Genomic DNA, 21809 nt, shown 5'->3' on the forward strand with positions numbered 1-21809 from the left:
GGCTGGGAATCTGCACCGCTCCCCGCGCTGCAACCGTCAAGGTGTGTTCGGCGGACGCCTACGCAGCTCGCGCATCCAGGCCGCACATGCGTCAGCTGCACCGGCTGGCCACGTCACCGCGGCGATGGTCGAGCCCGCGGCGCACCTTAATGCGGATGCTCTCAGCGCTCGGCGTAGACGGCGCTGATGGCGCCGGCATCGGTAGCGCGACAAAGCCCATGCGCTGATCACTGGCAGGCACTGCGTTGACACGCGGCTGAGCTCTCTCATGGACCCAGCGCCGCAGCAGGCTGGCGTTAATGCGGTGAGCCATCGCCACAGCGGCCATCGAAACGCCCGGCCGCTGCGCGGCTTGCACTGCCTGAGCCTTGAATCCGGCACTGTGAACTCGCCGCCGCCGGCGGCTTGGCGCTGCTTGGTCCATAGTGCGTACGTATCCATCAAGTCGTTGGTGGATACGAGCATCCTAGGCATAGCTCAGCGAATCAACATGACTTCGCTGACCGCTTGCGTCGAACCTTCTTGAGCGCCACTTCAAAGCGTCAGCGCCGAACCCGAAGTGGGCGGCTAGTGTGACTTCGGTTCTACCGTCCTAGTCAACTTAGATGAAGAGTGGCGTTAAGAGCAAAGACAGCTGTCAAGCCTCAACGCTAACCTGCATCGGCGCTACCTCGTGCGGAAGCGGCGGCGCGCGAGTAAGCAATAAGCCGCGCAAGTCAGTGACAGGAGGACCCTTTGAAGACATGGACCACGGCGGCCTTGGCCGCAGCGCTGTCTGGTGCCGCCCTGCACGTGCTGGCCCAGACGGCCGACCGGGTGGAACAGGACACCCGCCGGCCGCCCGAGCCCGTACGGCGCGACAGCGTCCGCATCTCCCAGCCCACATTCGCCGAGAACGCTCCAGCAGGCGCTGCCACGGTGACTTTCACGCTGGGCGATGTGCAGATCAGCGGCAACCGCACGTTGGGCACGGACGACCTGAAACCACTGTGGGCAGGGCGTGTGGGCCAGACAATGACGCTGGCCGAAGCGTTCGGCATCGCGGCGGCCATCAGTGCGCGATACCGCGAGGCGGGCTACATCCTGTCCCAGGCCATCGTGCCGGCGCAGGACATCAGCACCACCGGCCCGGCCACGCTGCGCATCCAGGTGCTCGAAGGCTACGTGGACCGCGTCTCCTTCAGCGGCTTCCAGTCTCCAGGGCTGGCCGAGCATCTGGCCCCGGTCACGGCCGAGCGACCGCTGCGGCTGGCCACGCTGGAGCGCGCACTGCTGCTCGTGAACGAACTGGCCGGAATCAATGCCCAGGCCAACCTGAAGGCCGGCGCGGCGCCGGGATCGTCGGAGCTCGTCATCGTCGCCACGCAGGCGGCGCGCGCCTTCTCCGTGCTGCTGCACAACCGCTCGACGCCTGCGCAGGGCCGTGTCCGGCTGGAGGCCAGTGCCGAACTGCGCGGCGTGACCGGCGACTTCGACCGCCATGCGCTGCGCTTGGTGAGCTCGGGCGACAAGCGGCTGAACCTGCTGGCCTACAACGGCGAGGCGCCGCTGGGCACCCAAGGGCTGAAGATGCTGTGGTCGGCATCGGTCTCGCGCTCCGAGCCCGACTCGCCGCTGCCCAACATCGACACGGAAAGCACCAACATCCAGGCGGGCCTGAGCTACCCGGTACTGCGCAGCCGCCGCAGCAATCTGGCAGTGCGTGGCGCCCTCAATGGCTACAACAACCAGACGGCCGAGGGCGACATCTCCCGCGACCGCATCCGCGCGCTGCGCATCGGGCTCACGGCCGACCATGCGGACGACCTGGACGGTATCTCACTGCTGGATCTCGAAGCCTCCGTCGGCATCGACGGCCTCGGCGCCTCGCCCGCGGACGACCCTCGCCTGAATGGCGCGCGGCCCGACTTCAAGCGGCTGACCCTTTACGCCGCGCGGCTGCAGTCCCTCGGCGGCGACTGGTCGATGCTGCTGGCGCTGACGGCCCAGCATGCCAATGACCGTATGCCCGCAGCGGAGCAACTGGGCCTGGGCGGCGAGGTGTTCCTGCGCGGCTTCGACCCATCAGAGGCCATCGGCGAACGCGGCTACGCCGGCAAGGTGGAACTGCGCTTCAACGCCCGGCTCGGCAGCTTCAGCACCACCTGGTATGCGTTTGGAGACGCCGGCCGCGTGCGCCGGCTGCAGGTTGGCGCACCGGCCGTCAGTACCTCGCTGGCCAGCTTCGGCGGCGGCCTGCGCTTCAACGGCCCCAGCGGCATCAAGGGCTACCTGGAGGTCGCCAAGCCGCAGAAGAAGGACGTTGCCAGCGAAGGCAACCGTGACGCACGCGTTTTCGTCGGCCTCGGCGCCGACTTCTGAGCACATCACATCAAAGGCGACTCCATGAAGCTGAATCGTCAGGCGGGCCGTTTCACCCACCACTGCATCGCGCGCGCCGTTGCCGTTGCGCTCATTCCTGCCGGCCTGCTGCTGGCCCCTCAGGCGCATGCCGCGCCGCAAGGCGGCCAGGTGAAGGCCGGGCAGGCGAGCATCGCGCACAGCGGTGCCCTCACCACCGTGCAACAGGGCAGCGCTCGCGCCGTGATCGACTGGCGATCGTTCAACGTCGGCGCCACCGAGACCGTGCGCTTCGACCAGCCCAACAGCAGCGCCTGGGTGCTGAACCGCGTGGTTGGTAACGATGCCTCATCCATCCTTGGTCGCATCACCGCCAACGGCCAGGTGATGCTGATCAACCCCAACGGCATCGTGTTCGGCCGCGGCGCGCAGGTGGACGTGGCCGGCCTCGTGGCCTCGACCGCCAACCTGTCCAACGCCGACTTCATGGCCGGCAAGCTGCGCTTCACGGAACCCGGCAAGCCGGGCGCCAAGGTGGAGAACCTCGGCCGCATCACCGTGGCCGACGGCGGCTTGGCTGCTCTGGTGGGGCACCAGGTGGCTAACAGCGGCTTCATCAATGCACGGTTGGGTAAGGTCGTGCTCGCGGCAGGTGACCTCTTCACACTCGACCTCTACGGCGATCGTCTCGTGAACCTCGTCGTCGACCCACATGCCATGGCACAACTGGTGGACAGCTCCGGCGTGCCCCTGGCAGCGCGCGTGGACCAGCAAGGCAGCATCGTGGCCGAGGGTGGCGTGGTGCAGATCAGCGCGGCCACCGCTCATCGGCTGGTGGATAACGCCATCAACATCGGCGGCACCATCCGGGCCACGTCGTTCGAGTCGGCGGGCGGTGTCATCTCGCTGCGAGGCGACGGCGCAACGCGGCTGACGCTGACGGGGGCGCTCGACGCGTCGGGCCTGCAGGGAGGGCGTGTCGAGGTGACGGCGGGCACGGTGCAGTTGGCCGAGACCGGGCGCATTGATGCCAGCGGCCGTTCGGGTGGCGGCAACGTGGCCATGGGCGGTGGCTGGCAGGGCTCAGGCGAGCTGCCCCATGCGCGCAGCGTGACGGTTACCAGCGGCGCGGTCATCGATGCCGGCGCCACCGCGTCGGGCCACGGCGGCACCGTGGCGCTGTGGTCCGACGGGGACATGCGCTTCGACGGCCGCGTCAACGCACGCGGCGGCGCCCATGGGGGCGATGGTGGCCAGGTCGAGGTGTCGGGACGCGAGCGCTTGGCCTTCTCTGGCGACGTGAACGCCGGCGCCACCAACGGTCGCGCCGGCAATCTGCTACTGGACCCGACCAACCTCATCGTCGCCGGCACGCGCGGCAACGAAAGCCTGCCCGCCGCGACGGCCAGCGGCGACTTCACCGTCAAGGCGGCTGCCGTCAACCGCCAGCTCGTGAACGGCACCTCGGTGACGCTGCAGGCCAGCAACGACATCACGGTGGCGGCTGATGCCGTCATCGATGGCCGGGTGGCCAATGGCGGCACCGCTGGCGGAGGGCTGAGGCTGCAGGCAGGGCGGGACATCGGCATTGACGGGCTCGTGATCCTGAACAACGGGGCTTTCACGGCCACTGCGGGACGCAGCGTCACGCAAAGCGAAGCCAGCGCCATCGCCACGGGCACCGGAGCAGTTGCCATCACGGCCGCCAACTCGCTGGCCCTGAGCAACGTGCTCACCACCGGCACCGTGAAGCTGCAAAGCGACGGCGGCACATTGCAGGTCAGCAAGGCGTTGGGCAGCACGGGGGCGCTGCTGACGTCCCTGGAGGCCAAGGCACAGGGCAACCTCACGCTGAACGGCGCGCTGGTGGCTGGCACGACCACGCTCACCAGCGGCGGCACGCTGGACACGACGGCGGCGACGCTGAGCAGCGGCGGCGCCGTGTCGATGACCGGCACCACCGCCCTGCGCAGCGGCGCCATCGTGACGCCGGCTGCCATTGCCGCCAGCAGCAACGGCGCGGTGACGCTGGGGGCCGTTGCATCGGCTTCAGGCACCGTCAACAACAGCACGACGAAAGCTCAAGGCCTCACGGTTCGCGCTGGCGGGGATGTCACGCTGGGTGGCGCCGCCGTCAGCAGCCTGCGCGTGGAAGGCGCGGGCACGGGGCAGCGCGCTGGCGCCGTGAACTTCGGCGATGCCGGTGTGTTCAGCAGCGGCGATGTGATCGCCAACGCCGCCAGCATCACGCTGGCCAAGGGCGGCATCAGCAGCGGTGGTGTGCTGACGCTGGACGCCTCGGGAGCGCTCGCCAGTGGCGAGGGCAAGCTGGAATCAGCAGGTGCCGCCACATTGAAGGCCGGCAGCTCGACAACCTTGGGGTCGGGCGGGCTGGACGTGACGGGCGCGCAGTCAGGCGCTGCGCTTGACGCGGCTGGCGCACTTACTGTCAACGGTTCCATCAAGAGCGAGGCCGCCGTGGCCCTCTCCTCGAGCGGCTCGGCCATCGCGCTGAATCAGAACGTCAAGGCAGGCAGCTTCACAGCCAGCGCAGCCAGCGGCTTCACGCAAGCCGCCACGAGCGCTGTGGCTGCCGGGGCGGGCGGCATCAGCATCACCAGCGCAGGCGGCGATCTCAGCGCCAGCAACCTCATCACTCTCGGCGCCGTGACGCTGAACGCTGACCAGGGCAGGCTCAGCGTCAGCGGGGCGCTTGCCGGCGGCAGCGCGACGCAACGCGTGGCGTCGCTGCTGGCCAATGCCAAGGGTGACCTCAAGCTGAACGGCGCGCTGGTGGCGGGAACGACATCCGTGACCAGTGGCGCAACGCTGGACACCAGCACCGCAACCTTGGACAGCAACGGCGCCGTGACGCTGACCGGCAGCACAGCCGTGCGTAGCGGCGCCATCGTGACTCCGGCCTCGGTGAACGTGAACAGCTCGGGCGCGGTCATCCTCGGCACCGTCGCCGCAGCAGCCGGCGCCGTGAGCAGCAGTACGGCGCACGCACAAAGCCTCACGGTGAAGACGCCGGGCAACGTGACGCTGGGCGGCGCCGCCGTGAGCGGCCTTCGCGTTGAAGGTGCCGATGGCGGAGATGCCGCAAACGTGGACTTCGGCAGCGCCAGCGTCTTCGCGGGCACAGACGGCGTCGCGGTGAAGGCAACGGGCGACATCACGCTGGGCGACAACGCGGGCATCTCGTCGTTGGGCGACTTCAGCCTCAGCAGCGCAGGCGCCATCTCCAGCAAGAGCCAGCAGTTGGCCGCCGCAGGTAAAGGCTCGCTCATGGCAGGCAAGACCTTGACCATTGGCGCAGGCGGTGCGTCCGCCAGTGGAGACTTGACGCTGAAATCGGTCGGCGATCTCCTTGCACTGGGGCCGATCAAGACCCGTGGTGGAACGATTGAGGCTCAGTCCACGGCAGGGAGCGTCACGCTGGACGAGGTGTTCACGTGGGAGCGCGGCGTGTCTGCAAGTGGAGCTCTTCAAGTACGAGCGACGCAGGACGTGACGCTCAGCAAGGACATCGGCGGGCCCGACACTGGCTACCTGCTGTTGGCTCAGGGCTACCAACCCGATCTGCGTCCACAGGTCGGCGCCGCAAGCATCACTGCAGGTCGGGACGTGGAGTTGAACGGCCTGAACCTCGATGGCAGCAGCACTGGCAAGGGGTTGGAGGTGACGGCGGGCCGCTTCCTGGTCAGCAATGCACCCATCGGTGTCAACAAGGGAGACATCATCCTGCTGAGCACAAGCAAGGGCGGCGCTACAGCCAGAGAAGGCATCTACCTGGGCAATTCGGTCTATTCGCGAGGCCTCGACCTGGGCAGCGGGGGCAAGACCGCGTACTCCATTACGGTGGGCGGCACCGGCACTGAGGGCAATCGCGGCGGCCTTTATCTGTTCGACAACACCAACGATCTCGCATCCGTACCATCGCAAGGCGAAATTGCAAAGATCGTGCTGGCGAACAACGTCGCCAACTACAAGCGTGCAAGCTCGCAGAATCCTCAGTTGTTGATTGAAGACCCCACCCTGGTGCCAGCGAGCAATCCGGATGCCAAGGTCACGGTGGGTGCCGACCGCCTGGAAGGCATCTCGTTCGTCGGCACTGCTCCGGCCCCTCTGCGCATTGCGACGCTGGCCCAACAGCTGGAATCCGGCAGCTTGCTCACCACATACCTTGGCGGCGCCAGCGCGCGCACGGCCGCCGGAAACCCCACCAGCGGGATCTCGTTGAAGGTACAGGTCTACACGGACGCAAACGACACCTCCACCGAAGCCCTTGAGGCCACAGGCCAGTACCTGCAGGACAACGGCTGCAAATTCGGGCAAACCTATTTGCAATGCGGTTTCGACTACGTGCAAATCGATGGCTACGACAAGAACGATCCTAATCCCAGATCCGACCCACCAGGCGAACCGCAGTACAAGAGCTACGACCAGTACGACAGGCCGGAGCTGGGGTCCAACGCCGTGGTTGGCTACCTGCTGACCGGCAGAAACCAAGGCGTTGCGAAGGGGTTCGTCAATCTGCTCGACCAAGCAGGCTATGCCAGAAGCACGATCGCCACGTTCTCAAAACAGGACTACCCGTACCACGATCCCTCGGACAACGGCGCCGATCCTCAGACCGGCTGGGTGACGCCCAGCGGGGGCCAGATGCGCTATGAGATCTACAACCGCCTGGTACAGACCGACAACACCGTAGGAAGCCAGGTCAGCCGTGTGCTTCTGAGCTATTTCGTGCTCGCCACCGGATCCGCAAGCGCCAGCTTCAATGCCAGCGGCGGCCTAAACGGCGGCGACCCATCGACCGTCACCGGAGGTGCCAGCGCCGGCAGCGGTGCCAACAGCAATGCAGGCTTCAGCTCGCTGGGCAATTTTGGTGGGCAGACCAATGGCAGCGTGAATGGTGGCGGCGGCAATTCAGCCAGCACGGGCACGGCCTTCGGCACGGTCATTGGCGGCACCGCAGGGGGCACGACGGGCAATGCCTTCTCTCTGCCCGCGGCAGGCGGTCTGCCGCCCCCGCCCGCCGAAGACGGCGTCCGCCCCATCGACATCGCCATCACCACCCTGCCCACCACGCTGGAAGAACTTCTCGCCCTAGGCTCACGCCCAGCTGCGCTAGCCGACTTCGGCCGGAGCGCTGCTGCCGGCTCGGCAGCCAACGTCTTCAACAAGCGCTACCCCATCGCGCGGACGCTGGACGACTCCGTTTGCGGCGGTGGTGACCTGCAACCCGGGGCCTCAGGGACTGCATCGACGCGGGCATGCCCTCGCTGAGGCGAACACTTCACGGATTCATCGCGGCCGTTCTTCTAGCGGGCGTGGGCTCCGCCCACGCCCAGTCAACCCAACCTCAGCCCCGCGTCGCCTATGCGATGCACAGCGCGCGCATCAACCAGATCCGCGCCACGCCTGATTTCGAGCGGCTCGTCACGGTCAGCCAGGACAAGACGCTGCGCGTCTGGCGGGCGCGCGATCTGGCGTTGATGCGCGTGATCGCCGTGCCCAGCGAGGCTGGCGAGGAAGGTGCCCTGCGTGCACTGGCCATCACGCCGGATGCGCGCGAGGCTATCGTCGGCGGCTGGACGGGCCTGGCCTGGTCGGGCGGCAAGCGGGCGCAGGCCTACCGTTTCGACCTGCAGACCGGCCGGCTGCTGCAGGTGATGCGCGGCTTCGACGGCGTCATCGAATCCATGGCGATCAGCACCGACGGCCGGCGGCTGGCTATCGGGCTGGGCGGTGGCGCGGGCCTACGCGTACTGGACTGGCCGTCAGGCCGCGAGTTGTGGGTGGACCGTGAGTACGCCGAGCGGGTCAACTTCGTGGACTTCGCCATCGACGGCACGCTGGCCACGACCTCGGCCGACGGATGCTTGCGGGTCTACAGCCCGGAGGGCAGCCTGAGCTTCCGTGCCGAGTACCCGCCCCGCGAAGGGAGCGGCACGCAATGCCGCGGCAGCGAACTCGGCGGCGTGCGCTTTTCTCCGGATGGCAAGGCCCTGGCCTTCGGCCTGCAGGACCGCCCCGAGATCGTCGTGTTCGACCCTCGCCAACAGCAGGTGCAGCGCCGGTTTACCGTCGAAGACCCGGCGCAACGTTCGCTGTGTTGCCCAAACTGGAGCGCAGACGGTACGCGGCTGCACATGCACGGAGCCTTTGCCGGCGATGGCCCCACGCCGCTGTACCGCGTGACACTTGCCAGCGGTGCCATCGAACGCCTGCCGGTGGGCCGGCAGCGCTTCACCAACGTGCTGCCTCTGCCCAACGGGGAACTGCTCGTGTCTACGGTGGCGCCCAGCCTTGCTCGTGTCGGGCGCGACGGCCAGGTGCTTGCCGAGGCGTTGCCACCCAACGGTGACTTCCGCTTCGCCTGGAATGCTTGGCGCCTGGACGCCAACGCTGAGACGCTACTGCTGCCGATGGATGCCGCTGGCGGCCAGCGCCGCATGTTCCGCTTGGCCGCGCCACCTGAAACCGCGTTCCACGAAGCACGCTCCGGCGAAGAAGCTGGTTTGGCGCCACCCGACCGCAGTGGCGGCATTCAGGTCGACGCACAGCTAGACGACTTCGGCTACAAACAGCCCGTGCGCGTCAACGGCCAGCCGCTGCGATTGAAGGCCTTTCAGTCGGTGCGTAGCTGGGCTAGCGATGCGAGCCGCGCCGCGCTCGGGACGCAATGGTCGGTGCTGGTCGCGGATGCCCGAGGACGCGTGCTGTGGGAGCACGATCTGCCGGCACCGGCGTATCAGGTTGCGCTGAGTGGCAACGGTCGCTGGGTCGTTGCGGCCGTGGGTGACGGCACGCTGCGTTGGTACGACGTGACCAGCGGGAGCGAGGCGATGGGCCTGTTCCTTCATCGCAACGGCAGCGACTGGATCGCGTGGCGCCCCGACGGAAGCTACGCCAGCTCACCCGGCGGCGACGAGTTCCTAGGCTGGCTGCGCAACCGCGGCGATACGCGTGAGCCCGAATTCCTGCGTGCCGTGCAGTTTGAGCGCACGCTTTACCGGCCAGACCGCGTGCAAGCCGCCTTGCGCGAAGTCTTGCCGACCACAACATCGCGCGCCGTATTGGAGGCCGCATGGACGAACCTTAAGGCCCCGGAGGTGCGCATCGAGCAGTTGTTGCCTGAGCGGCGAGAGGTGCGCTTCAGCGTGCGCTCCGGCAGCGCGGCGGTGCGCGAGGTCGGCGTGTATGCAGATGGCATTCCAGTTATGCCAAGCCTGCAGCGCATGCAAGCAAAAAATGCCGACTTGCAAACCCTTAGCGTCACCATCCCCAGCTCCCTACCCTTCGATCGCATTCGCGTGGAGGCAGTTTCGGACAGAGCCATCGGCATAGATGAAACTGCGTCACTGAGACCTCTGGCCGCAGCGCTGACCGGGTCCGCGAAGGGGCGGCTATGGGTGCTGGCCATCGGCGTTGAACGCTTCGACGATTTCGCCCGCTGCAAGAACACTTACGACTGTGGCATACGCCTGCCCCCGTTGCCCAACGCGCCCAGGGACGCTGCCGAGGTCAGTGCCATGCTCCAAGAACGGGGTCGTGCGCTTTTCAGTGAAGTGCGCAGCGCAGTTGTGGCGCACCACAATGGAGTAGCGCCCACCAAGGCTGCCATCATGCGCGCGCTGGCCGCGCTGCAAGCCGCCGCCGCCGAAGACACGGTGTTAGTGTTCCTGGCCTCGCACGGCGTTGCCGACACTGCAGGGCGCGAGTACTACTTTGTACCGGCTGACGGCAGCGTGCGGGCGCTGGAAGCCGTGATAGGCGTGCAACGACCGGGCGCAGCTCCTAATCTGAATTCGCTGCTCAGCGCCACCGAACTGAGCGATGCGCTGCGCCGCCTCGCCGGACGCCGCTTGCTCATCATTGACACATGCCACGCCGGCGCAGTGGGCTTCAGCGGCAATCCATATGCCATCAACAAGCGCAGCGCATCCGCCAGCTTCGCCACACTAAGCGCAGCTACGGGAACGGAGCTTTCGTACGAACACGCCGACCCCAAGATAGCGCATGGCGGCTTCACCTATGCCCTGTTACGTGCGCTTCGCGGTGAACTGGGGCCGCAGCCGAGCACTCACGCCATGACGCTTCAAACGGCTTTCGAGCAATTGCTGCCTGAGGTGAAGCGCAACATGGACGCCATCAACGCGGAGGAACGGCGGCGCAAACCTGTGCACGTCGATTTCAAGCAAACACCAAATCTAGTGGCTAGCCCTGTGCTACGCGAAACTGCACTCACCTATGCTCCTTGAATGAATCGATAGCCATTGCCGGATGACGGCAGCGCCCCCGGCAGCCATCATCGCTGCTGGCCGGTTGATGGCTGAGCCGATGGCGGCTTGGTGGCAGAGACCGTGAGGCTGGCTACTTGCCGCGGAGGACGGCAACCGCTGCGGAACCGCCCTTCAGCCCTGATCTGGAACTTCGGCTTTGGGCACATTGCTGCCCCACGACTGATGAAGCCCAGCGGCAGCAACCAGCCTGAGGCGGTCAGCATCTCCCCATTTGGCGCTGGACCGAGTGTCAAGTCGCCGGACACGCTGCCCTGCGCGACACCTCCGGACAAGGTGCTCATCAGGCGCCGGATTCCGTGCTCAGAAGACGCTAGACCAGGTGCTCAGGTCGCGTCGGAATATGCAGATGGAAGATAAGCGTCCGCCGAACCCACCTTGACGGCGACAGTTGCAGGGCGGTGCAGATCACCGCGCAAAACAGTGCGTACCTAGTATGTTTGGGACTCGGTCAGGCCACCCGGACATTCTTGAAGTCCTCGCAGGCCTGCTCGCGAGTGTCGCGCCAGTCGATCCCCACTAAGCCTGGTCGGCACCGCCAACTCAGGCGGAGGCCCACTCCGGGTACCACTGCGCGGCCGACATCAAGCTCCCGCCGGTGACCCGATCCCGTAAAGCTACCGAGGTACGGCCCTCGCGCACGACGTTGGATGTTTTCGTGAGCAGCTGTAGCAGATTGGCAAACAGCGCCTCGACATTAGTCTGCGCGGCTGGGGGTGCATTTCTTTGCCGAGCCTTTTCATCTCGCTCCGCATCGCCACCATTGCAAAAGCAATCCGCAGCGACCATCGTCAGCACTGCAAAGATGTCTAGCTGGGGCGTTGGCACGCGAAGGTGCGGGACGCCGATGGTTTTTTGCGCTGTCTGATCGACAACGTAATCCGCCTGATCCCGTCCCTCCGCATCAGCGATTGCTTGCCTCACCGCCTCATCGCTATGCGATAGGCCTCGCTGCACGTGAAAGAACGGATGGAAGCGCTTGTGCTTGCCATTGGCGTCATGGGCCTCCACGTCGAAATGCAGCGCGTCAACGAGCTCCAACGTCACAGTGCCGTCGTCGTTCTCGGTTGGCTGAAACAAGGTGATGTTGCACTTGGCATCGATGAGGCAAGGGTGATCACCTTGGTCTTCTATAAAAAAGCTTCCACCGATCAAGATGTGCATCCGTTTCAGGCGTCGCTGCATGGATGCCTTCTGCGGCGCGTTGAGGATGCAGATTGGCTTGGCAAGCTCAAGCACGCGGAGGTGCGGGGTCTTTCCGTTTTGCTTCTCCTGCATGGGCGGAAAGTCCAACTGCGCACCCCGAGTTTCAAAGATGATCCGCAGGGCGCGTTCCCACTGCTGCCAAAAGAGATGGATTCGGCTGCCGTTGTTCATCTACATGCTCAACATGGGATCGAGGGACTCGAGCAGGTCTTCGCTGATGCGTGTGATGTCAGCGCCTGGCGGAATCCAGTCGGGACTCGGGTTGGCGGTTTCCGCCAGCGCGATCGGCTTTCCGGACAGCACGCAGTAATAGGCATGCAGCGCAGGATTTTCTTCGTCCACTCGCTTGAGCTTGAGCGCGCTGAACTGCTCGCTGCCTAGCGGATCGCCGTCGCTGGTGTCCAAGAGATCGTTCATTTCTTCGCGCCAGTAGTACGTGTCCACGGCGTCGAACGGGCCGCTATATCTCGCCGGCGCGACGATCTCCTGCACCTTCTCGTTGAGGAAGGAGGGCGTGTCCAAGTTGAACAGCGCGGCAGCTGCCGCTGTCGGCAAGATGGGTCCAGGGAACGTCAGGACGTAGTTGAAAAGCCAATACCCAAGGCGCGTCGCGAGCACTTGCACTGGTGGCAAGGAGTCGTCGTCGTCCTCATTGATAGGAGCCGCAAAGAAGAAGAGGTTCTGGGTCGTATAGCCCAGCAGATCTGCGCGGAGCTTGGGAGCGCGGAGCACGCGAGCGAGCACGCCGGCGGGGCCCAGCGGCTTCTCCAAGATGGAGGGGTCGGACTGCAGCCGCTCCCGAATCTGCCGAAACCCTTGCTCGACAGCAAGCAACCACGGCACCAAATCGCCAAGCTCTTCTTGCTTCACCAGCTCGGGCGGCGTCCACACCGCGCTGGCGCCCTCGCGCGCGATCCGCTTGAGGTCCCTCAATCGATTGGAGGTCGTCGACGAGTAGCTCTTTTTGTACCGACAGACCGGGATGCCAATTTCCTGCAGCGCTTGGCGGCAAAGCGTCTGCGAAATCGGGATGCCCTTGAACCGCGACAGATCGGTATCGAGCAGCACTAGGTCGATGTTCTCGCGCTCGTGGATGTTGCGAAGCCTGCTGAGGAACTGGGCCTCAAATGACTCGCCTTCCGTCATCTCGTCTTTGAGCAGCCCGACACTTTCTGGCGTCAACAGCTTGTTGGATGACCCATCTGGGGCAAACGCAAGTTGGAGCCGCTTGACGAAGCCAGGCTCATCCTCGATCACAAGAAGGTTCATTTTGCAGTGGCGTCCAAAGGAAGGGTGACGCGAAAGCCGGTGGAGAAGCCCGGCGGCGTTGGGTCCATCAGCTTGATGGTTCCATGCAGCTTGCGGACGACGTTATGCACGACATTGAGTCCAAGCCCCAAACCTGAGCCCAGCGGGTTCTGCTCATCGCCGTTGGCGGTCGTTGTGTACAGCGGATCCCAGATGCGATCGCGCAAATAGTCCGGGATGCCGATGCCGTTGTCCAAGCACACAAGCACGTGACGGTTCTGATCGTTGGTCGCGTAGATGCGAACATGGCGCTGCTCGCTGGAGCGCTTGGGAACGAGCGCCTTGAGCGCGTTGGAGAGCAGGTTGGCGACGATGCCGTGGTAGGCCGCGATGGGCATGCTCGGTGCCTTAAGAGCCCGATCAACGTCCACGGTGATGTCAACGCCATGCGCTTCAGCCACAGGCTGCAGCGTCTGCACGACCCGGCGGATCTGCGCGGCAGCCTTGAAGTCTTGCGGCACAGGATCGCGGGCCTTGTCGACGAACATGCGCATGTAGTCCATGTAGTGGGCAAGATTCCGCTCAATTTCAGTGAGCCGTTCCGCGGATCCTGCCAAGCCTGGGTCCAGCTTGGCCAGCTTGCGAACAATGTCCGCTGCATTGGTCAGCGAGCCCACGGCTTTCTCAAACTCGTGCGTCAGGAACCCGGCCATGACCCCCATCATGGACATCAGCTCCAGCGACGCACGGGCTTCGCGGTCGTACTGTTCAGTGGCCTCGATGCGGTCCTGCGCCAGCTCCAGTTGCCCAACGATGCGATTGCGGTGATCCGGCTCGATCTGGCTCGAGGACCGGATCTCCGCGATAGCGTGGGCAAGGGCTGATTTCGCCTCCTTGCGCTCGGTGGCCTTCTTCTGGCGCTCCTCGGCCAGTCGGTGTTCGCGGTCGAAGTGGGCGATTGTCTCGGCGCAAAAGCGGCTGAGATGCCAGAGCAGGCGGAAGGCGCCGTTGTCGCGAAGCGACTCCCGGTCCATGTTGGCCTGCAGCCAATCGTCGCTTTCGTCCACCGTCGATGCAGACAACTTGCGCGTCGCAATGTGGATCCGGCCAATGAGCTGAGGGCCACGGGGCAACGCCAGCATGGGGTTGAGCTGCGTGTCCTTCTTCTGCTCCGGGCTCATCGGAAAGAACACCGGCGTGAACACGGACTGCCAATTGCGTTCGTTGGTAGCCTTGCTCGCGTCGATGCCCAGCCAATCGCTACTGCCGGCGTACGCGCTCATTGCAAAGGTGTTGTCCACCACCGCAATGCTGGCGTGTTCGCGGATCCACTTCTGCGCCTTGGTGCCGTTCAACCCAAGCTCTTTGAACGTCCCGGCGCGCTTCGGGAAAAAGCGCAGATCGATGAACACCGGAGTATTCAGGGCCGTGGCCAGCGGCAACTGCTGCACCTTCTCAAGATCAGTCTTGAGCCCCCGCACGTCTTGCTCTTCACCCTTCTTGGCGCGCGTCTTCGTCAAGGTGAACGGGCTGCTCAGCTCTTTGAGCTTGAAGTCCCCGGACTTGATGGGATCGTCCTTGCCTCGCCAGAAGACCTCATAAGTGACCAAGCCGGTTTCGGTCACCTCCAACCGCACGCGGCCGACGAAAGCGTCCAGGATCTGCGTTTGCAGGTCCTCGGTGAAGTCGCCCGCGCCTTCTTCCTTCTCGCCTGAGAACACGACAGAAAAACCGGGGTCGTGCTGCTTCTTGGTCCCGGCGGGACGCCGGGTGACAAACGGCGGTCGCTCCAACCCGGTGATCGGATCGGTCAGGCGCAGGATGTCGGTCTTGACCTTCGCGATTGAGATGCGGTCGGCCTCCGAACGCAACTTCGTGATCGTCAGCGTGGTGCCGAGCGCAACACTGTCGCCAACCCGCTCGACGGTGTAGGGAACCACCACCTTGGTGATCCGCACGCTGCGGCTGATGGCCTGCCAGTCGAACACTGCAACCAGCAGGGTGCGCGAACCGGCATCCTCGTCAAAGGCCACACTTCGCAGCTCCACCTGGTGGCCCAGAAAGCGTGCTGAGAACCGCCCCACGCCCTTGGATCCAGCCATGCTGCGCCGATAGGCACGCGAGAACCGCTGGTCGCCCTTCTTCTGCGAACTGACCACCATCCAGTTCCCGAGGAACTGCTGCTCAGTCATGCCGTGGCCGTCGTCGGCCACGATGATGCTGTCCTCACCGAGCGTCAGGGTGCATGTCGTGCCGTCGGCGTCGTACGAGTTCTTGATCAGCTCGGCGAGCGCCACCTCAGGCTTGCTCACGAGCCGCTCGCCCAGTTCCTCGAACAGCGAGGCGTCGATCTCGAAACTCGCTTTGGCGCGCTTCACACTGGGCTTACGCCCCTTCTCGCCCGTGCTCACCATGGCACCTCCCTAGGCAATTTCGGCCAGCACCGCGTTCAGTTGACGCACCTCTACCTTCTTGAGGTTGTTCGAATGGCTGACGACGCGCTTGGCGAAGTCATACCCTCGAAGTTCGTCAGCTATCTTGTCCACTGAGCGCGCACCTGTCGAGATGACGCCGTAGACAGAACCGGCGGCGATGGCGCGGACCTTGTTGACCAGCACCTTGGTGCCGCTGCCGACGAAGCCGGAGGAAAACAGCATCTCCGGCGCTGGGTGCGGTTTGTACCGCCACCAGACGCTTCGCTCAGTGCACGTACTATAGGCGCGCCATCGGTTGCCCACGGCCTTCAGATAGGCCTGCAGCGGCTCTGACAAAACGTCCTTGTCGCTGCGAATCAGCCAGCAGCGTTTGCCGGCAGCGACATACAGCCGATTGAATGCTTCGGCATCCAAGACCGCTAGGTCCTGACCCAGGTGCCGCAGCGTGGTCACGCAGGGGGTGACGTCGCGGGTCTTGCGCAACGCGAACTGCAGGCGCTCTTCTTCGGTCAGCACGAAGATGTCCTGGCCTCCGGGACTCAGTCCTCGCAGGCCATAGATGTCCTCCGCTCGTTTGGCGTAAGCGAGCACGGCCTCGCTGCTTCCCGACGGCTCTGCGATGCTGCGGACTTGCCCGCCCTTGCCGATGATGCCGAACTTCCACACCGGATCCTTGCGCCGCTTGTCGATGATGGTGATCGACGCGGTGGTCAGCACGCGCGGGAAGATCTCGCAGTCGAAACGGTAGACGGTGGTCGCCCAACCGTTGGTCTTGATGTGGTCGCGTAGTTCCTTGGCGCTGGGCCGGGTCACCCATTCAAATGGAATGAGCTGTACGACCAGGCCGTCATCTGCGGTCAGCTGTAGCGCCCGCAGCAGGAACATGACGAAAGCGTTGGCGCTGCGCTTCAGCTGCACCCCCGTCGCATCTTCCAAGGTCTGAAGAGCCTTCTCGCGCCACTTGACCTCAAGCCCGTGATATCGGATGTAGGGCGGATTGCCGATGCACAGGGAAAACCCTTGGTCCACCCACGCCATGGCATCGGCTTCGATGAGCTTCGCCTTCTCCGGCAGCGTGACAGAGTGGGCCTTGGCGGGGTCGAACTCGATGCCGGTGTAGCTGTCGTAAGCATCAACGGCGCGGGAAAAGCGCGCGTCTCCGGCACCCAGGTCAAGCACCCGCGGGAACCGTTCCATCTCCCTTCGCTTGGCGCGCGCGAGACGCCACATCAGCTCGACGATCTCGGGAGGCGTTGCAACTTGGCAGCGCTGGAAATCCTCTGGCTTCATCCGTTATATTATGATCTAGACGCGATAATATGACACAGACCCGTCGCGACAACAAGCTCAAGCAGGCGCTCGGGCAGCGCCTGACGGAGCTCGTCGACGACCACTTGCAGATGCCGTTGGACGAGCTGGCTGACTGGCTCGGCTACGCCAACACCAGCACACTCAGGCAGGCTCGCAATGGCGAGGCCCTACTCAGTGTGGAGAAGCTGGCGCGGCTGGCTGAGCTGAAGGCAACCGACGGCAGGAGGGTATCAGTGCATTGGCTGCTCACCGGTGAAGGTCTGCCCCTACAGGCCGGTGATGACGTGGCCTGGCCGAGCCGGCTGGTCGAGCGGTTGCAACGCGCCTCTCCAGCAGTGCGGCGCAAGATCGAGGCCTTCCTTGAGATCCAAGAGGCTTGATGGCGGACGACCACCGCTGAAGGTGTCAGTCGCCTCGCAATAATTCGCGCATGCAGTTCAACACCCCTGGCAGATTGGCTTGGCGTTAGGGAACATGCTTGATCACCCGAACCGAGCGGAAGACCAGGCTGCGCCCGCCCAAGAAGACGAGCATGTGCCAGAGGAAATTCGCCATGGCGCGAAAGTCATCAAGGACCTCGCCGCCCTCCTCGAGGCGCTCGATAGGGCGCCGCCGCTGTCCAAGCCATGGCAACGACAGCTCCATGCGCATCTGCGTAACTCCGATCGCTGCCTTCAGGTGTTGCGCATCACGATCTCGCTTGGCCGAAGTGACATCGAGTTTGCAAGCGCCGCGGAGAAGCTCGTGCTGTCGCTGCGTGCGGCCAGCCTTCCCGGCGTGACGGGCAGAGCCGATGCCGCGACGCGGGCGGCCATTCGACTGGCATCTCAGCTCGCACAGGAGATCGTCAGATTGGCCAAGCGATGAGCCTCCAAGGTGTCGGCGTGCACCGGGAACCTACGTGCCTCCGAAGCGAAGCGGAATTTGCCGCAGGCAAACTTCGCTGCTAACTGGCCAGGCCCACGCACAGTAGGTGGTAGGGGCCCGACTCAAAGGAGGACATCATGTCAAACGGCACTCACATCGGCGGCGAGGGCAGCAGCCCCACGCTGACATTCGCTGAGTTCATCGCCCAGCCTGCCAACGTTTGGGAGCAGCCTGCGAGAAGGTTTGATGTCGTACCGTGTCTGGCCGCGACGGGGAAGCAGAGCCCCCAGTGAAAGGGGCGTTGAAGCCAACCAGCAGCTCGACGACATCATGAACGCCTCGCTCATCGCGCGCTGCTGCGTCCTCCGACAATCCGGTGCATGACTCGTCAAGCAAAGAAGGACCTCGAGCGTCACTACCTCGACAGGGTCTGCAGCCTGCTCAGCGACTTCCCCGCTGGCCGCATCGAGGATTGCGAGTCGCCCGATTTCCTTATCCACACCACCGATCGCGTCATCGGTATCGAAGTTACCGAACTCCACCACGAGCCCGACGGGCAGCCGGTGCCGTTGCAGGGCCGTGAAGCGGTGCGCGAAAAGATCGTCGACCGCGCCAGGGCCATCTACGACGGCCATGGTCATCTCCCCGTGGACTCCAAGGTCCATCTCAAAGACCTGCCGTATCGCAAGGGCGAGGTCGAGCCGCTTGCAACCGCCATCGCGGCGTTGACCCAGCGCAACATCCCGCCCACGGGCGTCCTGTGGCAGTCGGAGAGGTACGACTGGGTCAACAGAGCGTACTTCCCAGAGGTGGTCGACTACATCCGCGTGGCGCGCTACGGGGACATGACCCAAAGCTTCTTCAGCTGCGATGGCTCGATGTGGGTCGGCCCTATGACCGCGGACCATGTTCGCCAGGTGATCGACGACAAGGATGCCAACGTCGACGACTACCTTCGCCACTGCGGCGAGAGTTGGCTGATCATCGCCGCCGACGGCCATCGCATGGCCACATGGTTCGATGACGACGCCCAAGTGCGCGCGGCGACCTTCATATCCCGCTTCGCGAGGGTTTTCCTGCTACGCAACCTCGGTCACCAGTTGATCGAACTGACTGTAGCCAGACCGTAACTGGTGCCAAGCTCGTCGCGGCACCGGCATTGGATTTCCCTCACCCGGTCCGCGTTGCCGCCGTCCACAATCTTTCCGTCGGGCGAGGCGCTTAAGCGCTTGCCGAGAACATGCTCGGCCGACAAGCGTTGGGAACAAGAAGATGACGGCCTCGCCGATTACGCGAGGCCGACTCAACCACGACCGAACCATCCAGGGAGAGCAACATGCATATCGTTTCTGTCATCAACTACAAGGGCGGCGTCGGCAAGACGACCGTCACCGCGAACATCGCGAGTGAGCTGGCCTACCGGGGAAAGAAGGTCCTGCTGATCGATACGGATGCGCAGGCCAGTCTCACCTTCTCGTTCCTCACGCCGGACGACTGGGACACAAATTACAAGGCGACCAAGACCATCAAGTCGTGGTTCGACGCTATCAGCCAGAGCAAAGAGCCGCCATCTCTGACCGACTTCGTGATCACGCCTCCTGCCGTCAACAGGATCGTCGCGCGAAATGGCGGAAAGATCGACCTGATCTGTTCTCACCTCGGGCTGATCAATGTCGACCTGGAGCTGGCGACGTTGCTCGGCGGCGTGAACCTGCCGGCCGCGAAGCGCAACTACCTCAAGGTCCATGGTCAGCTTCGCCAGGCCCTCGCCACCGTCGCTGCTGAGGCGGAATACGACATCGTCCTCATCGACTGCCCGCCCAATTTCAATATCGTCACCAAGAATGCGATCGTAGCGAGCGAGCAGATCCTGATCCCTGCGAAGCCCGATTACCTCTCGACCCTTGGCATCGACTATTTGCAACGCAGCGTCCGGGAGCTGGTCAAGGACTTCAACGAGTTCGCAGGTCCCGAAGACCAAGACCTGCATATCTCTCCGCAGATCCTCGGAGTCATCTTCACCATGATCCAAATTTACGATGGTCAGCCGATCGCCGCCCAGCGCCAGTTCATCGCCCAAACGAAGCGGCTTGGCGTACCGACGCTTGCCAACAATTTCCGCGAGAACAAGACGATCTTCGCCGACGCGCCACAGAACCTGATGCCCGTCGTGCTGACCGGATATTCAAGCAACAGCCACTCGGACATCGTCCAAGAGATCGAGCGGGTCGTCGACGAGTTCTCGACGCTGCTGGGTGGCGTATGAGCGACGAGGCATTCCGCATGGCTTCGGCGCTGCGACGGCTCGCCGTCGCCGTGGAGCGACTCTCGCCCGACGACCTTACCAAGCTGAACGACGAGGCGTCGGAGATCGAGATCCGCATCGTCGTTCGCCGACGTCAGAAGGAGGAGCCGCCTGCTGAGGCTCGTATAGATCTGGCTGAGGTCGTCGCAAAGCTGACGGCGCTTCCTAGCCGCTCGGAAGCTGCAGGGTTCCTTGAAGGGGCCGTCGAGACAAAAAAGGGGCTGGAGCAGATCGCCCGCCATCTCGACGTGGCTGTCCTGAAGCAGGATAAGGCGGAGACCTTGCGAGACAAGATCATCGAAGCAACGGTCGGCGCACGGCTTCGGTCCGAAGCGATCAAGGGCGGCGACTGACTCTTGCTGAGCGACGCCGCTGGGCTTGCCGGCGGCGCAGGTCGGGAAAGCGGAGCTTGCTGGCGCTCGGGTTGTCGCTTGGAAGCTGCTCGTGCAGCCAAGGCTGCTGAGTCGCTTCTTGCAGTCGGTCTTGAAGGAGGGGATGAGCCATGGCGGAAGAGCAAGACAAGTCAGCCGCAGACGGAGCGCGTGCACGCGTTGGCACAGTAAGCAATAGCGGCGAGCCGCTGCGCTTCGAGAATGTCGAGGACATGTGCGGCTTCTCGGCCCAGTCCGGGAAAGACGGCGAAACGATCCAGGTGTGGACGAAGCTGGCCGTGACGTCGGACCAGCCGCTGTTCCACCGTCTGGTAGAGAACGTCGCCGGCGTCATCAACCATATGGCCCAACAAGCTGGGAAATCCGTCAGGATAGACAGCGCCGATACGGTGTTGCTTGTTATCAACCCGGGCAACAAGGCCGAACTATGGGTCGACACGGCCGCAGTGAACATGCGGTGCATGATCAAGCGCGACGTGAAGGCCGGCTCACTCATTTTCGAGAGCGACATAGCCGACATCACCGGAATGATGTTTCCCTGTGTCGAATTCGGGGAACAGGACAAGGTGCTGTGCATCTTTCGCGAGGCATGGCGCTTCGGTTTCGCCTTTGACATGAACCCCGGAGGCAAACTTGACGTAGATGGATTTATTGCGGCGCTTGGGACGCTGCATCGCGAGCTGCGCTATCGGCATCTGTATCAGGCCCTAGCGGATGAAGCGTTGTTCGCGAGCCTGCTGGGCGCGGGGTGGTTCCCTTTCGTCGAGATCATTGCCGTCGAGTTCAAGGACCTGCTGCATCAACGCGAAGCCGGATTCGATATCGCAGACGTTGAGCCCGCCCTCGTGGCAAAGTTCGATGCGCCCCGGCTGCAACACATGTTGTCTCGTTGGCTTGCCAAGCGGCACTTCGCGGCGAAGAGCGAACTGCTGAAGGAGGCTATCGATGCCTTTGTGGCGGGCAAACCTGCCACCGTGCTGAAGATCCTACTGACTGAGATCGAGGGCATCCTGAACGACGCATATCGCGCGTCCCACGGTGGGCAGGGCGCCAGGCTGAAGGAACTGCTTGCTTTCGCCGAGGCTTCAGCGACCCAGCGCGCGGGCCGGCCCGACACGCTGTTGTTCCCCACCGCATTTGGTAAATACCTGGCACGTCACACTTTCGCCAACTTTGATCCCGTCGCTCAAACTGGAACGGCAGGGTCACGGCACGCCGTCGGCCATGGCGCTGCCGCGCAGGAGACGTACACCATGCCAAGAGCCTTGCAAGCCATCCTCACTTTGGATCAGTTGGCCTTTTACACCTGACCGATCGAATGCCTCGTACTGGCAAGCGCCGACATGACCATCGCTGTGTTGAGCCTACGGGTCCAACGTCGACCGGTTGAATCCGA

The 21809-nt window shown here is 64.1% G+C and carries 14 protein-coding genes; 9 read left to right on the forward strand and 5 right to left on the reverse strand.

Annotated elements, in window-relative coordinates; translation table 11 throughout:
* Positions 1 to 91 precede the first annotated feature (91 nt).
* Positions 92 to 424: a transposase gene (locus tag ASD35_RS28520; RefSeq protein WP_082580097.1), complete on the reverse strand. Its 333-nt coding sequence runs from the start codon at positions 422 to 424 to the stop codon at positions 92 to 94.
* A 311-nt stretch (positions 425 to 735) separates the two neighbouring features.
* Here ASD35_RS28520 and ASD35_RS11620 point away from each other — a divergent pair, with 311 nt between their 5' ends.
* Genes ASD35_RS11620 through ASD35_RS11630 form a run of 3 tightly spaced genes read left to right on the forward strand, consistent with a single transcriptional unit; the run spans position 736 to position 10610 of the window.
* Positions 736 to 2361: a ShlB/FhaC/HecB family hemolysin secretion/activation protein gene (locus ASD35_RS11620; RefSeq protein ID WP_082580098.1), complete on the forward strand. Its 1626-nt coding sequence runs from the start codon at positions 736 to 738 to the stop codon at positions 2359 to 2361.
* A 24-nt stretch (positions 2362 to 2385) separates the two neighbouring features.
* Complete coding sequence (locus ASD35_RS11625) at positions 2386 to 7632, forward strand: filamentous hemagglutinin N-terminal domain-containing protein (RefSeq protein WP_056875106.1); 5247 nt, start codon at positions 2386 to 2388, stop codon at positions 7630 to 7632.
* A gap of 44 nt (positions 7633 to 7676) precedes the next feature.
* Positions 7677 to 10610 carry a caspase family protein gene (locus ASD35_RS11630; RefSeq protein WP_235538320.1) on the forward strand — a complete coding sequence of 978 codons (2934 nt, stop codon included), beginning with the start codon at positions 7677 to 7679 and terminating at the stop codon, positions 10608 to 10610.
* A 582-nt stretch (positions 10611 to 11192) separates the two neighbouring features.
* On the opposite strand, the gene ASD35_RS11635 is transcribed toward ASD35_RS11630, so the two are convergent.
* The 4 genes from ASD35_RS11635 to ASD35_RS11650 are packed head-to-tail and all read right to left on the reverse strand — an operon-like array spanning position 11193 to position 16828.
* The gene (locus tag ASD35_RS11635; protein WP_056875108.1) at positions 11193 to 12026 is read right to left on the reverse strand and encodes a hypothetical protein; all 834 of its coding nucleotides are present in this window, start codon (positions 12024 to 12026) and stop codon (positions 11193 to 11195) included.
* Positions 12027 to 13124: a hypothetical protein gene (locus tag ASD35_RS11640; RefSeq protein ID WP_056875109.1), complete on the reverse strand. Its 1098-nt coding sequence runs from the start codon at positions 13122 to 13124 to the stop codon at positions 12027 to 12029.
* Complete coding sequence (locus tag ASD35_RS11645) at positions 13121 to 15514, reverse strand: sensor histidine kinase (protein WP_162254449.1); 2394 nt, start codon at positions 15512 to 15514, stop codon at positions 13121 to 13123. Before ASD35_RS11645 ends, ASD35_RS11640 begins: the two co-directional genes overlap by 4 nt.
* A gap of 12 nt (positions 15515 to 15526) precedes the next feature.
* Positions 15527 to 16828, reverse strand: a complete 1302-nt coding sequence (locus ASD35_RS11650; protein WP_082580100.1) for a class I SAM-dependent methyltransferase — start codon at positions 16826 to 16828, stop codon at positions 15527 to 15529.
* A gap of 29 nt (positions 16829 to 16857) precedes the next feature.
* Between ASD35_RS11650 and ASD35_RS11655 the strand changes: the two genes are divergently transcribed.
* The 6 genes from ASD35_RS11655 (at position 16858) to ASD35_RS27775 (ending at position 21723) form a co-directional block, all read left to right on the forward strand.
* On the forward strand, positions 16858 to 17229 hold the full coding sequence (locus ASD35_RS11655; protein ID WP_056875112.1) for a hypothetical protein: 372 nt from the start codon (positions 16858 to 16860) through the stop codon (positions 17227 to 17229).
* Between the two features lie 94 nt (positions 17230 to 17323).
* Complete coding sequence (locus tag ASD35_RS27155; RefSeq protein ID WP_157275506.1) at positions 17324 to 17716, forward strand: hypothetical protein; 393 nt, start codon at positions 17324 to 17326, stop codon at positions 17714 to 17716.
* A gap of 380 nt (positions 17717 to 18096) precedes the next feature.
* Complete coding sequence (locus ASD35_RS11670; protein WP_056875115.1) at positions 18097 to 18846, forward strand: hypothetical protein; 750 nt, start codon at positions 18097 to 18099, stop codon at positions 18844 to 18846.
* Between the two features lie 206 nt (positions 18847 to 19052).
* On the forward strand, positions 19053 to 19982 hold the full coding sequence (locus tag ASD35_RS11675) for a ParA family protein (protein ID WP_056875116.1): 930 nt from the start codon (positions 19053 to 19055) through the stop codon (positions 19980 to 19982).
* Positions 19979 to 20374 (forward strand): hypothetical protein, encoded by a 396-nt coding sequence (locus tag ASD35_RS11680; RefSeq protein ID WP_056875117.1) that lies wholly within the window; start codon positions 19979 to 19981, stop codon positions 20372 to 20374. Before ASD35_RS11675 ends, ASD35_RS11680 begins: the two co-directional genes overlap by 4 nt.
* A gap of 149 nt (positions 20375 to 20523) precedes the next feature.
* Complete coding sequence (locus ASD35_RS27775) at positions 20524 to 21723, forward strand: hypothetical protein (protein WP_056875118.1); 1200 nt, start codon at positions 20524 to 20526, stop codon at positions 21721 to 21723.
* The last annotated feature ends 86 nt before the right edge of the window (positions 21724 to 21809 follow it).

The sequence above is a fragment of the Pelomonas sp. Root1444 genome (assembly GCF_001426885.1).
In the GTDB taxonomy this organism is placed as follows: domain Bacteria; phylum Pseudomonadota; class Gammaproteobacteria; order Burkholderiales; family Burkholderiaceae_C; genus Pelomonas.